The 13,436-nt window shown below is 58.5% G+C and carries 12 protein-coding genes; 5 read left to right on the top strand and 7 right to left on the bottom strand.

The genetic code is table 11. The features are described 5' to 3' along the window. Positions 1 to 142 precede the first annotated feature (142 nt). The 3 genes from QMX98_RS04060 to QMX98_RS04070 all read left to right on the top strand — a co-directional run bounded on the left by QMX98_RS04060 (position 143) and on the right by QMX98_RS04070 (position 5,096). Positions 143 to 1,795: a VRR-NUC domain-containing protein gene (locus tag QMX98_RS04060; protein WP_348967355.1), complete on the top strand. Its 1,653-nt coding sequence runs from the start codon at positions 143 to 145 to the stop codon at positions 1,793 to 1,795. Beyond that, complete coding sequence (locus QMX98_RS04065; RefSeq protein ID WP_282410287.1) at positions 1,792 to 4,071, top strand: ATP-dependent DNA helicase; 2,280 nt, start codon at positions 1,792 to 1,794, stop codon at positions 4,069 to 4,071. The genes QMX98_RS04060 and QMX98_RS04065 overlap by 4 nt, the downstream gene beginning before the upstream one ends. Positions 4,072 to 4,199: 128 nt before the next feature. Beyond that, positions 4,200 to 5,096, top strand: a complete 897-nt coding sequence (locus QMX98_RS04070) for a zeta toxin family protein (protein WP_282410288.1) — start codon at positions 4,200 to 4,202, stop codon at positions 5,094 to 5,096. On the opposite strand, the gene QMX98_RS04075 is transcribed toward QMX98_RS04070, so the two are convergent. Then, positions 5,077 to 5,832, bottom strand: a complete 756-nt coding sequence (locus QMX98_RS04075; protein WP_282410290.1) for a DJ-1/PfpI family protein — start codon at positions 5,830 to 5,832, stop codon at positions 5,077 to 5,079. The genes QMX98_RS04070 and QMX98_RS04075 overlap by 20 nt on opposite strands. Before the next feature lie 146 nt (positions 5,833 to 5,978). On the opposite strand from QMX98_RS04075, the gene QMX98_RS04080 reads away from it, so the two are divergent. Further along, positions 5,979 to 7,901, top strand: a complete 1,923-nt coding sequence (locus QMX98_RS04080) for a PAS domain-containing sensor histidine kinase (protein ID WP_221105972.1) — start codon at positions 5,979 to 5,981, stop codon at positions 7,899 to 7,901. A gap of 12 nt (positions 7,902 to 7,913) precedes the next feature. On the opposite strand, the gene QMX98_RS04085 is transcribed toward QMX98_RS04080, so the two are convergent. Next, positions 7,914 to 8,147: a hypothetical protein gene (locus QMX98_RS04085; protein WP_077748490.1), complete on the bottom strand. Its 234-nt coding sequence runs from the start codon at positions 8,145 to 8,147 to the stop codon at positions 7,914 to 7,916. 138 nt (positions 8,148 to 8,285) lie between these two features. Between QMX98_RS04085 and QMX98_RS04090 the strand changes: the two genes are divergently transcribed. Beyond that, on the top strand, positions 8,286 to 8,822 hold the full coding sequence (locus tag QMX98_RS04090) for a hypothetical protein (RefSeq protein ID WP_077748489.1): 537 nt from the start codon (positions 8,286 to 8,288) through the stop codon (positions 8,820 to 8,822). A 54-nt stretch (positions 8,823 to 8,876) separates the two neighbouring features. Here QMX98_RS04090 and QMX98_RS04095 read toward each other — a convergent pair whose 3' ends face one another. The 5 genes from QMX98_RS04095 to QMX98_RS04115 all read right to left on the bottom strand — a co-directional run bounded on the left by QMX98_RS04095 (position 8,877) and on the right by QMX98_RS04115 (position 13,252). Next, positions 8,877 to 9,353, bottom strand: coding sequence for a hemerythrin domain-containing protein (locus tag QMX98_RS04095; RefSeq protein WP_010460365.1), 477 nt, complete (start codon positions 9,351 to 9,353; stop codon positions 8,877 to 8,879). Between the two features lie 382 nt (positions 9,354 to 9,735). After that, positions 9,736 to 10,032: a hypothetical protein gene (locus tag QMX98_RS04100; protein ID WP_145307577.1), complete on the bottom strand. Its 297-nt coding sequence runs from the start codon at positions 10,030 to 10,032 to the stop codon at positions 9,736 to 9,738. Between the two features lie 191 nt (positions 10,033 to 10,223). Beyond that, positions 10,224 to 11,567, bottom strand: coding sequence for a sodium:proton antiporter (locus QMX98_RS04105; RefSeq protein ID WP_010460361.1), 1,344 nt, complete (start codon positions 11,565 to 11,567; stop codon positions 10,224 to 10,226). Between the two features lie 46 nt (positions 11,568 to 11,613). Further along, positions 11,614 to 12,225, bottom strand: a complete 612-nt coding sequence (locus QMX98_RS04110; protein ID WP_010460359.1) for a Yip1 family protein — start codon at positions 12,223 to 12,225, stop codon at positions 11,614 to 11,616. Between the two features lie 169 nt (positions 12,226 to 12,394). Further along, positions 12,395 to 13,252 (bottom strand): SDR family oxidoreductase, encoded by an 858-nt coding sequence (locus tag QMX98_RS04115; protein WP_010460357.1) that lies wholly within the window; start codon positions 13,250 to 13,252, stop codon positions 12,395 to 12,397. Positions 13,253 to 13,436: the final 184 nt, after the last annotated feature.

Here is a 13,436-nt window from a genome sequence, read left to right on the forward strand (position 1 = left end):
CCGTGGAACGGCAGAAAGTTCGATGGCCACCTGAAAATAGCCAAATAGCGCCGCCGCTTATCCTTTTCCGTTTGCACCGAACGCGCTGTAACTGGTATCTGTACGCATAACCAGTACTCGCTCGCCATGGCCCTTTTTTCCTGTGACTGAAAATCCTCTCGACGACCCGTTCTATTACTTGAACAACTTCATGCAAGTGCTTGATTGGCTTGAGCATCGTTATGCCGACGTGCTGAGCGACGAGGAGCAAGCCTTCATCCGCGATTTTCGTCGGCAACCCCGCGAGTCCCGGGCGCTGCTGGTCAGGATGGTGATGCGCAAGGGCCTGCATTTCAGGGCCGGCAAATTGAGTTACGTCGAGATTGGCGACATTGCCAGTGCTGCCGAGCCATTGCTGGCGGCAGGCTGGATCTCTGCGCAATCGCCGCTACAGATCGAGGAACTGTTCGACGTTCTGCTCAAGGCCGAGATTCTTCACTGCTTCGGTGCCGCCATCGATCAACCCAAAGGCAAGAAGACCGAATGGCTGGCGACCCTGAGCGAGCAGTTCTGCGAGTCGCAGAGCTTCGCGCAATGGTGCCCGCAACTGAACGACCGGCTGTTCACGCTGACCATCATGGACCTGTGCGACCGCTTGCGGCTGATGTTCTTCGGCAACCTTTATCAGGACTGGTCAGAGTTCGTGCTGGCCGATCTCGGCATCTTTACCTACGAGAAAGTCGAATTCTGCGCCGAATCCCGGGGGCTGCGCAGCCGTGAAGACGTGGACGCCTGCCTGTTCCTGCACCACTGCCAGCAACGTTTCGAGGCCGGTGAAGAGGTGGCGGACATTATCGAGCAGATCAACGAGGTGCTACTCGACAACCCTTGGCTGCAACGACGCCGGGGCAAGTTGCTGTTCCAGATTGGTCAGCATTGTGAACGCATGACGGATTTCTCCACGGCGCTGTCGATTTATCGCGATTGCGCTTATCCCGGCGCTCGGGTGCGTCTTATCCGTGTGCTCGAACGCTGTGGTGAATATCAGTTGGCCCTGCATCTGGCCACGCACGCGGAGCAATCGCCGGAAAGCGCCACCGAGCATCAGCATGTGCTGCGTGTGTTGCCCAGGTTGCGGCGCAAACTGGGCGGCCCGGCAATGAAGCGGCCATCTCCCCGGGAAATGCTGCGCCTGGACCTGCACTTGCCCAGGACCGATCCGGCGCTGTCGGTCGAATTTCATGTTCAGGCGCACCTGGCGGAGGATTCGGCACCGGTGCATTACGTCGAAAACAGTCTGATCAACTCGCTGTTCGGCCTGTTGTGCTGGCCGGCGATCTTTGCGCCGTTGCCGGGGGCGTTTTTCCACCCGTTCCAGCGCGGGCCGGTGGACCTGCTCAACGAAGACTTCCATGCACGTCGGGCGGAGGTGTTTCAGGCCTGTCTCGCCGAACTCGATGACGGGCGTTATAGCCAGACCATCCGTGAGCGTTACGTCGCCAAGTGGGGCGTGCAGTCACCCTTTGTATTCTGGGGCGCGCTGAGCGAAGAACTGCTGGATCAGGCGCTCGACTGCCTGCCCGCCGAACACCTCAAGCACTGGTTCAATCGCCTGTTGCTGGACATCAAGGCCAACCGGGCCGGGATGCCCGACCTGATCCAGTTCTGGCCGCAGCACAAGACCTACCGCATGATCGAAGTCAAAGGCCCCGGCGATCGCCTGCAAGACAACCAGTTGCGCTGGCTGGAGTTCTGTCACGAACACCAGATGCCAATCGCCGTCTGCTACGTGCAATGGGCGGAGCAGAGCGCTTGAGTTACAGCATTGCGGTGCGGGCGCTGTGTGAATTCACCGCCAAGGTCGGCGACCTCGACCTGCGTTTCACGCCGTCGCCAACCGCGCTGGAAGGCATCGTCGGGCACCGCACTGTCGCCTCGCGCCGAAGCGAGGGCTATCAAAGCGAAGTCGCCCTCGAAGGCCTGTATAAAACCTTGAAGGTCAAGGGCAGGGCGGACGGCTACGACCCGGCGCAAAACTGCCTGGAAGAAGTCAAAACCTATCGCGGCGACCTGAGCAAGCAACCGGCCAACCACCGGCAATTGCACTGGGCACAAGCGAAGGTCTACGGATGGCTGATGTGCCAGAAGCTGGAACTGGCGCAGATCAATCTGGCGCTGGTGTACTTCGACATTGTCAGCGAAAAGGAAACCTGCCTGGTCGAGGTCTTCAGCGCCGGAGAGCTGCAGTCGTTCTTCGAGCATCATTGCGGGCTGTTCCTGCTGTGGGCCGAGCAGGAGATGGCCCATCGCGAAGCACGCAATCACGCGGCGCAGCAATTGGCGTTTCCCCATGCCGACTTTCGTCCGGGGCAACGGCACCTGGCGGAATCGGTGTTCAAGGCGGTCAGCACCGGTCGTTGCCTGATGGCTCAGGCGCCAACCGGCATCGGCAAGACCGTGGGCACGCTGTTTCCGATGCTCAAGGCCCTGGCGCCGCAGCAGTTGGACAAAGTGTTCTTTCTGACGGCGAAAACGCCGGGGCGCAAACTGGCGCTGGATGCCGCGCAAGTCATCCTGGAGAGCGCCGATGCGCCGCCGCTGCGGGTGCTGGAGATGATCGCCCGGGACAAGGCCTGCGAACACCCGGACAAAGCCTGTCACGGTGAATCCTGCCCGTTGGCCCAGGGCTTTTACGACCGTTTGCCGGCCGCCCGCCAGGCCGCCAGCGAACTCAGCCTGCTGAATCAGGACGCCTTGCGCCGAGTGGCATTGGCGCATGAGGTCTGTCCGTATTACCTGAGCCAGGAAATGGCCCGCTGGGCCGATGTGGTGGTCGCCGACTACAACTACTATTTCGATTTCAGTGCGTTGCTGTTCGGCTTGTCTCAGGCCAATAACTGGAAAGTCGCGGTGTTGGTGGATGAGGCGCACAACCTGGTGGAACGCGGCCGGCAGATGTACAGCGCCACGCTCGATCAGTCGACCCTCAGCGGGGTACGAAAAACCGCACCGGACGCCCTGAAAAAACCGTTGCAGCGGGTCAATCGTGAGTGGAATGCCCTGCATAATCTGCAATTGGCGCCGTATCAGGCCTACGACAAGGCACCGGAAAAACTTCTCCAGGCGCTGTCGTCATGCAGCGCGAGCATCGGCGATTATCTCAACGATCATCCCCAAGGCCTGGACAGCGCCCTACAGAGTTTTTACTTCGACATGCTGCAGTTTTGCCGGGTGGCCGAACTCTTCGATGAACAGTTCCTGTTCGACATCAGCAAGCGCGACCTCGAACGCAAACAAAACCTGTCGCAACTGTGCCTGCGCAACGTGGTGCCGGCCGGTTTCATCCGTCCACGCCTGAAGGCTGCGCGCAGCACCGTGCTGTTTTCGGCGACGCTGAGCCCTCGGCATTATTACGCGGACCTGCTGGGTACGCCGCCGGATACAGTGTGGATTGATGTCGAATCGCCGTTCCATGCAGATCAGTTGAAAGTGCACATCGTCAGCCAGATATCGACCCGATTCGTCCATCGCCAGGCGTCCCTCGAACCGATTGTCGAACTCATCGCCCGCCAATTCAGCCAACGCCCCGGCAACTACCTGGCATTTTTCAGCAGCTTCGATTATTTGCAGCAAGTGGCGCAGTTACTGGCCGAACGACATCCGCAGATCAGTTTGTGGTCGCAGTCCAGAGGCATGGCGGAAGGGCAGCGTCAGGCCTTTCTCGACCAGTTCACCACGCACAGCCAGGGCATAGGTTTTGCGGTGCTCGGCGGAGCGTTCGGTGAAGGCATCGACTTGCCCGGCGCACGCCTGATCGGTGCATTCATTGCCACCCTGGGGCTGGCGCAACTCAATCCGGTCAACGAACAGATGAAGCATCGAATGGCGGCGATTTTCGGCTCCGGTTATGACTACACCTACTTGTATCCCGGCGTACAGAAAGTCGTGCAGGCGGCAGGAAGGGTGATCCGCACTCAGCAGGATCAAGGGGTGGTGATGTTGATCGATGACCGGTTCGGCGACAGCAAGGTCAAGCACTTGCTGCCGCGTTGGTGGTCGGTCGAACAGGCGCATTTGGCTTCTGGTGCGTAGGATTATTTACCTTTTAAAACAGGTACATATCTTGAAAGACACACGTATTTGAACAAGCGGTGAAACAGCGCTTTATTCAAAGGGCAGCCAATCAATTTCAGCCGGCTCTTTGATAAGGAAATCAAGGCATGTCCTCCGCACCGAACTACACCTACACCACTGAACAAGTCAGCGCCGCGTTCAATGCCATCAAAACCACGCTGTTCCGCGGTATCACGGCCGAGGAAACGCCGAAAATCCTGGTGGTTGCCGGGCTTCAAGGCTCGGGGAAAACCTTCCTGCTGGAAAACACACTCCTGCCGACCAGGCGCTACGACAAGTATGTCCGTCTCTACCTGCCCGAATACCGGCAGAAACATCCTCAATACGCAGAGATGATCAAGCTTGGCGTGCTGCATGCCTATGAACATACCGAAGCTTTCGTACGAGAGCTTTGCGCCAAAATATTCACCGAAGCCTTCACACTCAAATACAACATCATCATGGAGTGTGCGTTCGACAGCATCGATTTCGCGGCATTTCCACCACTCGCGACGGCGGCCGGCTATCAGTTCGAAACGCATATCGTTGGCTGCACGCTGGAGTTTGCTCACGTTTCGTGCATCAAAAGAGCCTTTAAAAGCCTGGAAAACCGCGAACTGGAAAGGTTTGTCACGCGATCGACACTGGTGAGCTCCATGAGGAATGAGCAAGCGGTGATCCTGGCCTTCGAAACCGCCTCGAAGGCGGTCGATCGTTCACAAATCACGGTGTATGAACGCGGGTTCGGGGCGCTGAAGGAACGCGTCTCGCGTGCTCATATCACCTACACCACAACCGCTTGCGTGACGCCCTCTACGACGCCAACGGCATACAGCGCCTATGAAAGCATCATCAATAATCATGTCCACACCCTGAGTGAGCGTGACGAGATAGTTAAAGAATGCCACTTGGCGTTACTCAACACCCAGACTTACGCCCAGGTTGTTCCTGACTTCGTTTACAACGACCTGTACGCCTACATCGTCAAATACGTGAGCCGGTAAGCAGGCGAACCCACTCGGCGGCAAAGCGATGACAGTCTCCCGGCCAGCGCGCGGTCAACAACAGTCCATCACGGACGACGAACCCGCGTTGTGGCTGGTCCGCCGAATCACGCACCGCGAGGACGGGCCCGCGCAGGAAATCCGTCGGGCTGGACAGGGCCTCCGTGACTTCCGCTTCGACGGTTTGGGTATAGGTCCGGTAGTAGCGCCCGAGCCAGGCGGCGGTGATTGCCCAGGCAGGCAGCTCCATGGTGTTGGCGACCAGGGCGGTGACCTTGCGCCCCTGCAACACCGAACGCCCGGTATCGGGGTCGAGGGTTCGGGCAAGCAACAGTACGCCGTGGCAGACCGCTGCCACGGGTTTGTCTGTCTTGAAAAAGTGCAGGGCGATCCGTCGCGCCTGCTCGGACTCCAGCAGGCTGCGCATGCCCTTGGCATGCCCGCCGGGAATCAGCAGTCCTTGGAACTCGCTGGGGTCCACATCGTCATAGTTCAGCGGTCGGCGAAAGGAGGGGTCTTCGATCATCCGGGCGTAGCTGGCAAGGTCGGCCTTGCGCGTCATCAGCAGCGGGTTCAACGGGCCGAAACCGATGTCCACCAGACGCGAATCGGCGTAGGCGGGCAATCCCTCGGGCGACGCAAAGCGCACCTCGATGCCGGCCTGACGCATGGCCTGCCACGCAACGCTGCTCTCAGTAGGATCGTAGTCGGAAGTGGGCAACAGAATCAGGATCATCGGGGCGCCTTGGAACCGCCAGGAATGGCGTTTGGCATCGAGAATAGGCGGAGTGAACGCTATGCTCCAGTGCACAACCGTTTTCTGGCTTACCAAACCCACGGTTTGACGCATACTTCGCAAAACAACAGTCACGGGTGTGATCGATGAGTGATAACCAGTCCAAAACCAACGCCATCGAGGAAATGCGCTTTCGCCTGCTGATTGATGCCGTGGTGGACTATGCGATCTACATGATTGACCCCGATGGCATCATCACCAGCTGGAACGCTGGCGCCAAACGTTTCAAGGGGTATGAGGAGAAGGAGATCCTCGGACAGCATTTTTCGCGCTTTTATACCGAAGAAGACCGCAGTGCCGGTCTACCCCAGCGCGCGCTGGATACGGCGATTCGCGAAGGACGGTTCGAGGGCGAAGGCTGGCGGGTTCGCAAGGACGGAACACACTTCTGGTGCCATGTGGTGATCGATCCGATTCGCGACCCGGCAGGCAATCTATTGGGGTTTGCCAAGATCACCCGGGACCTCACTGACCGCAAAATGGCCGAAGAGACGCTCAAGCAAAGCGAGCAGCAGTTTCGTTTGCTGGTTCAAAGCGTGACTGACTACGCGATCTATATGCTCGCCCCGGATGGACGATTGACCAACTGGAATCAAGGGGCCCAGCGCATCAAGGGCTACCGACCCGAAGAAGTCATCGGTCAGCATTTTTCACTCTTCTATACCCCCGAAGACCGCGAAGCCGGGGAACCCCAACGTGCGTTGGAGACGGCTATGCGGGAAGGGCGCTTTGAAAACAGGGCCTGGCGCGTGCGCAAGGACGGCACGCGGTTCTTTGCCCATGTGGTGGTCGATCCGATCTGGGGCGATACGGGCACGTTGCTGGGCTTTGCCAAAATTACCCGGGACATCACCGAGGCCACACAAGCACAGAAGGTTCTGGAACAAACCCGTGAAGCGCTGTTCCAGGCGCAGAAGATGCAGGCCATCGGCCAACTCAGTGGCGGGATCGCCCACGATTTCAATAATCTGCTGACCGTTATCCTTGGCAACCTGGAAATCGTCCGTAAACGCGTGGGAGACAATCCGAAAGTCACTCGATTGGTCGACAACGCCACCCAAGGTGCCCTGCGTGGGGTGTCCCTGACTCAACGCATGCTGGCGTTCGCCAGACGACAGGAACTCAAGTCCGAATCCGTCGAAATACCCGCGCTGGTGGAAGGAATCAGCGGATTGTTGCGCAGCTCCCTCGGGCCTTCCGTACAGCTCGAAACCCGTTTTTCCCCCGACCTCGTTCCGGTCATGGCCGATGTCAATCAGCTCGAACTGGCCGTGCTGAACCTCGCCACCAATGCTCGGGACGCGATGCCCAACGGCGGAAAAATCGTCATCAGTACCCGGACGGAAGACGTCTGCGACCAATCGACACTATTGCCGGAGCCCGGACGCTATGTTTGCCTGAGTGTTGCCGATAACGGGGAGGGCATGGATGAGGTCACCCTGGCGTCGGCCATGGACCCGTTTTTCACCACCAAAGGGGTGGGCAAAGGCACGGGGCTGGGGTTGTCGATGATCCATGGCTTCATAGAACAACTGGGCGGGCGATTCATTCTCAAGAGTCAGAAGGACATCGGCACTGTCGCCGAACTGTGGATACCCGCCGCGACCACAGCTGCGCTCAATCATCCCGCCGAATCGGAAGTGGCCGCTCCGCCAGTGGCTCAGTTGTGCGTCATGGTCGTGGACGATGACAGCCTGGTGCTGACCAGCACCGGCCTGTTGCTTGAGGATCTCGGCCATCGGGTGATCAGTGCGGTGTCCGGTGCCCAAGCGCTTGAGCTGTTCGAACGCGAGCAGCATGTTGACCTGGTCATTACCGACATGGCCATGCCACAAATGAACGGTGAGCAGTTGGCCAATGCCATCCGGGCGTTGAAGCCGGACGTACCGATCATTCTTGCCACGGGTTATGCCGAACGCCTTGAAGGCTTCGCGACCACACTCCCTCGCTTGTCCAAACCGTATACCCAACTCAATCTGGTCGAGGTGATTGCGCTGGCCATGAAGTAACGGGCGTCGTGCTCAGCCTTTCACGTTCTTCTTGAAACCGCGCAAGTTCATGGCACACAGGCAAAACTGCAACACGATCAATGCGTAGGCGTGGGTGTGGTAGCCCCAAATCACCCACAAGAGATTGCTGACGATGAAGCAACTGAAACCCCACACCCTGCGCGATGGGTTTTGCGAGCCGATCAACCACGCCGCCAGTACCGTGACCAGCATCGCTGGCCATTGCACCCAATCGAGAGTGTCCATCCGCAATCCTTGAAGTCAGCCTGTGTACTTGAAGGACCACGGCAGCGAAATAGCGTTCGAGTGAAGTGCATTAAATCCGGCTGAACTTTGCCCGGGCAGGTTTCGTCATAACGCTTACCCAGTCCTTGTGTAATTCCCGTGCCCAGAATACTGACCGAACACACTGCCGAAGAAGTCTTGACCGAGCACAACGCCAAAATGTTCGGCTCGCCCAAGGAGCGGCTGGATTTCTACCGTCGGGAAATCCAGTACGAAACCAGCATCCTCGCCAATCGAACCGACGCTTACCTGGCCGCGCAGTCGTTCCTGGTGATCGCCTTTGCTTCCTGCATGGCCAACCTCAATCCCGAATGGGGAAAACTCTTCACCCTGGTGGTGCCGCCGTTCCTCGCGCTGCTGGGTTTACTGAGCTCGCTGAACGCCTGGCCGGGCATTCGTGCGGCCTACGACATCATCGACCACTGGCACTTCAAGCAAAGTGAGCTGTTGCGCAGCGAGCCATTGATGGGGCTGGCGTACGATGAATCCCCGCTGTTCAGTGAGATGGAATCGTCCCACAAGGGCTACCGCAAATCGCTGCTGTTTTCCGTGCGTACGCCGTGGATTTTCGCGACGTTCTGGGTGTTGCTGGGCACTTATGCGGTTTACATCCAGGTCACCAATCCCGGTGGCTGAATCGCAGACTAAAAAGCCCGGCATTTGCCGGGCTCTCTGACATCGACTACCAAATCAAGCCGCCAGATTGGACGCGCTCATTTCTTTCTTGTACTGAGCCTTGAGCGTTTCCATTTGCGCGCCCAATTCTTCCAGGGTGGCCTTGCCCAGCAGTTTTTTCGCCTGAGGGAACATTTCCGTTTCCTCTTCTTCGATGTGGTGTTCCAGCAGCTCCTTGACCACTTTCACCCGACCCGCGAATTCCGGGGTGGAAGGATCGGTGACTTTCAGGTCCGGCAGTACCAGGGAATCCACGGTGCGGTGTTCTTCCTTGGCTTCGTAGTACATAACGTCCTGTTCCTTGCCACCGGCTTTTTTGTACGCCGGGTACAAGACTTCTTCTTCGAGCCGGGTATGGATGGTGATCTCCATTTCGAGCTTGGCCAGCAACTCGGTGCGTTTTTTGACACCCCGTTCGGTGGACTCGCTTAACTGAGTCAGGATGCCTTTTACGCGTTCATGGTCGGCTTTCAACAGGTCGATGGCGTTCATGGTCGAATCTCTCAATTAGTCACGGAATAGGCGCAAACGGTCTCATGGCCATAGGTCGCTTTTACACTGGGAGCATTTGTCGTGCCGATTTCACCGCCATGAGTAAAGCCATATAAAACAATTGGTTAGAAGATCTGATGGCGAATTGAGGTCGTGCAGGCTGCATGAGTCTGTAAATTGACTCATGCAGTTCGCGGCGCGAAGTTTTCCGTCGAGAAATGTGAATTGTCGGTGTTACCGTCGATCAGATTCGCCGCATCCTGCCACCGGGTTCAAGGGATGTTCTGCTGACGGAGCGCGGAAACTGATGCGATAGCCGAAGGCGATTTCGCCAGCGGCTATATGGAGTGCGTCAGGGCGGATGACCCGGGGGTTTTCAGGATCAAGCCCGGCCTTCAAGCTGCTGGCGCAACCGGTGGGAGTTATTCACGGACATCGGAATCGGCGGGAAGTCCGCGTTGAGCAAACGCAGGTGCTCAATCGCTTCCTGAAACTTCAAATCAGCCTTCCTGCGCATCGCCCTGTAACGTTCGAACCGTTCCAGGTCCATGTCGCCGTCCTCAAGCATCTCGAAAGCGCTTCGGCTCAACGCCTGGGCGTCTTCGAACATCTGGCGATTGCATTCCAGGGCAAACGCCCGGCAGGCTTTGATTTGATCGGGAGTTGAATAGTGAACCATGACCGGCACCTTACTTTTTTCGAGGTCCCTTTTAATAGGCATCGTTGCCACAGTGGAACCGAACCTGTCGGGTTCCGCCGTATAAAAGAAAACAGGCGGAATTAAGGTTGTGACTGTCGAGTTGCACAGGGATTTCAAATTCTTCGAGGCGAAAATTCGTTTGATTCAACCTGTAAACACGCAGGTAAAAATCAAATAATTTGTTTCTTGCGCCGTTCATAGCGGGCGAGGGTGGGTTGCGTGCTGATGCCGTGGATCAAAATGCTCAACGCGACCACGGACAACGTCAGGTCCATGCACAGCGTCGACACCGACTGACCCAGCCCGTGATTCAAGGCGTAGAACAAGTAATACAGGCTGCCGATGCCACGGATGCCAAACCAGCCGATCAACATTCGCTGGCGCCAATCGAGCAATCGGCCCCACGGCATCACGGCGACACTCAAAGGGCGAACCAGAAAAAACAACACCCCGCCGACCAGCAGGGCGCGCCAGTCCCAGTGAGCGATCAGCACGACGCCGAGCAGTGTCACCAGAAACACTTCCATGGCCCGCTCCACGAGACTGCCAAAAGCGAGCATGTCACCCATCATGATGCCCGCGGCGACCTGGGTGTCTTCAAGGTTGTCGGTATCGCCATGCACCGCGTGTTGTGGTTCGACGTTCTGGTGACCGACCACCGGCTGGACCAGATGCTCGGCAGGGGTTTCGTCGTTGCCCGTGGAGCTGACTTCTTCCTGGCGCAATCCGAGGCCGGCGGCGAACACCGACAGAAACCCATAGGCGTGGATAGACTCGGCCCCGACATACGCCAGGGCAATCAAAGCAAGGGCCAGGTAATCGTTCGGAGACAGCGTGCTGTCATCGTTCTTGATCCGCAGCGCCAAGGTCAGGCGCCCGATGCCGCGTCCCATCCAGTACCCCGTCAGAAAACCGGCCGGAACCGCCCAGATCAAACTGCGCAGCACCCAGTCGCCCAACCAGCCGGGGTTACCCTCGTGTTGCAGCAGGAGCAGGCCAAGGATCACGAACGGAAACGCGATCCCGTCATTGAGCCCGGCCTCACCGGAGAGGCCGAAGCGCACGCTGTCGTCATCCCGCGCGTCGTTGACCTGGACCAGCGCGGCGAGCACCGGATCGGTGGGGGCCAGGATCGAGCCGATCAGCACAGACGCGCCCCATGACAATTGCAATGCGTAATGCAGCAACAAGCAGACGCCGACAATGGTCAACAGCATCACCGGGCCGGCCAGGCCGACCGCAATCCGCCAGTTTTTATGCTTGAGCGGCGAGCGCAATTTCAGGCCGCAGACAAACAGCGAAAAGAGCACCGCGACTTCCGTCAGGTGCTCCATCCAGATCGAAGCGTCAGCGGTGTCCAGTTTCAACAGCCCGAACCCGGCCGGGCCGATGGCGGCGCCCAGCACCAGGCACACCGCCGACGTGGTCACCGGCATCCATCGCAGGTAGGACGAGGTCAGCGCCAGCGTCAGGAGTACAGCACCCAACACGGCCACCCATAAAATGAAACTCATACTCGGTTCTCGCTGGGGGTGGACCGCGTTTGTTGGTCTCTGCGGATCAACCGACCGTGGCGCGCAGGTATTCAGGCGTCAGCACGTTGAACCACAGCAGAATCATCTCTACCAGAATAGTCACCAATACCAGGAGCCCGACGCCCCAGACGCACGCCGCATTCAGCAGGCCTTGTTCCTTGCGCTCGTGCATGAACGTCGGCAAGCCGACGAACAGCAAAAACGTCGAATAAGCCGAAGCAGCCATCAACACAATGATTGCCAACCAGCGACTCGGGTACAGCCCGGCAATCCCCGCCAGGAAAAACGGCGTCGCGGTATACGCCGCAAAACCGATGCATTGATTGATGGTCGGACGCGCGTCGAAGGTGCGCGACATCCAGCGGATGAATCCCCCCATCAACGCCACGCCGGCGATGATGGTGACATACAGCAGCACGCAGAGTTGCAACGCACTTTGGGTACTGAGTTTGACCGTTTCGTTCTCGGCCAGGCTCCAGCCGACATAGGTGGTGCCGATGAACAGGCAGACGGCGGGGATCAAGGCGAGCAGCAGCAAATGCGCGAGGTAATGGCGCGGATGTGCTTCCTCCTCCCGGCGAATATCCGTCCAGGCGAAATTGGGCTGGGTGAACAGTTTGACGATAGGTGCGGACATGACGACCTCCTCGAACGGCCCGTGATGGGGGCCTAAACGTATTGAGGGGAGAGATTTGTAAGGGGTTCATTTTTTCGCGACTTCGCGGAATGACGTGTAGCCGTTGGCGCAGCTTGTGGCGAGGGGGGCAAGCCCCTCGCCACAAGGCTGCTGCTATTACAGCGGGCGGTCACAACATCGGTTTACCGCCGGTCACGCCGTAGCGCTGGCCGGTGATGTAGCTGGCCTCGTCCGACGCCAGCAGCACGTAAATCGGCGCCACTTCCACCGGTTGGCCCGGCCGGCCCAGCGGGGTGTGCGCGCCGAAGTTCTGCACCTCTTCATCGGGCATGGTCGAGACGATCAGCGGTGTCCAGATCGGCCCCGGCGCCACGCTGTTCACCCGAATGTTTTTCGGCCCGAGCATCTGCGCCAGGCCACCGGTGAAGTTGGCGATGGCACCCTTGGTCGTGGCGTAGGCCAGGAGGGTGGGTTTGGGCATGTCCGAGTTGACCGAACTGGTGTTGATGATCGAACTGCCGGCCTTCATGTGCTTGAGCGCGGCCTGGCAGATCCTAAACATGGCGGTGATGTTGACGTCGAAGGTCATCACCCATTCTTCGTCCGGGATGTCTTCGAAGTGTTCGTGCGTCATCTGGAAGGCCGCGTTGTTGACCAGAATGTCGATCCGCCCGAAGCGTTCGACTGTCTTGTCCACCAGGGCCTGGCATTGCGCTTTCTGCGCGATGTCGCCGGGCAGCAGCACGCATTGACGTCCGGCCTGTTCGACCCAACGTGCGGTTTCCTGCGCGTCTTCATGTTCATTGAGGTAGGCAATCGCGACATCGGCGCCTTCACGGGCGAAGGCGATGGCGACCGCACGGCCGATGCCGCTGTCGGCCCCGGTGATCAGGGCGATCTTGCCATCCAGCCGGCCCGAGCCTTTGTAGCTTTTTTCGCCGCAGTCTGGATACGGGTCCATTTTCTTTTGGGAGCCTGGGACAGGCTGGCCTTGTTTGGGGAAGGGTGGTCTTGGGTAGTCAGTCATGGCAAATCTCCGATCTCGGGGCACAGGATTCAAAGGGTTGACCCTGGTGTTTTGCCTTGAGTTCGGTTGGATTCAGGTGGGTGCACAAAACCCCGAATCCGGGTAAATCCAGTGTAGGAGCGAAGCTTGCTCGCGAAGGCGGTGTGTCAGTCATACATGTGTCAACTGGCACACCGCCTTCGCG

The organism is Pseudomonas sp. PS02303, from assembly GCF_029959925.1.
Taxonomy (GTDB): Bacteria; Pseudomonadota; Gammaproteobacteria; order Pseudomonadales; family Pseudomonadaceae; genus Aquipseudomonas; species Aquipseudomonas mandelii.

What these genes read in the sequence shown, in the direction of transcription:
- QMX98_RS04070 (WP_282410288.1), top strand. Translation starts at nt 4,200, where the DNA reads ATGTCCTCCGCACCGAACTACACCTACACCACTGAACAAGTCAGCGCC.
- QMX98_RS04075 (WP_282410290.1), bottom strand. Translation starts at nt 5,832, where the DNA reads ATGATCCTGATTCTGTTGCCCACTTCCGACTACGATCCTACTGAGAGC.
- QMX98_RS04080 (WP_221105972.1), top strand. Translation starts at nt 5,979, where the DNA reads ATGAGTGATAACCAGTCCAAAACCAACGCCATCGAGGAAATGCGCTTT.
- QMX98_RS04085 (WP_077748490.1), bottom strand. Translation starts at nt 8,147, where the DNA reads ATGGACACTCTCGATTGGGTGCAATGGCCAGCGATGCTGGTCACGGTA.
- QMX98_RS04095 (WP_010460365.1), bottom strand. Translation starts at nt 9,353, where the DNA reads ATGAACGCCATCGACCTGTTGAAAGCCGACCATGAACGCGTAAAAGGC.
- QMX98_RS04100 (WP_145307577.1), bottom strand. Translation starts at nt 10,032, where the DNA reads ATGGTTCACTATTCAACTCCCGATCAAATCAAAGCCTGCCGGGCGTTT.
- QMX98_RS04105 (WP_010460361.1), bottom strand. Translation starts at nt 11,567, where the DNA reads ATGAGTTTCATTTTATGGGTGGCCGTGTTGGGTGCTGTACTCCTGACG.
- QMX98_RS04110 (WP_010460359.1), bottom strand. Translation starts at nt 12,225, where the DNA reads ATGTCCGCACCTATCGTCAAACTGTTCACCCAGCCCAATTTCGCCTGG.
- QMX98_RS04115 (WP_010460357.1), bottom strand. Translation starts at nt 13,252, where the DNA reads ATGACTGACTACCCAAGACCACCCTTCCCCAAACAAGGCCAGCCTGTC.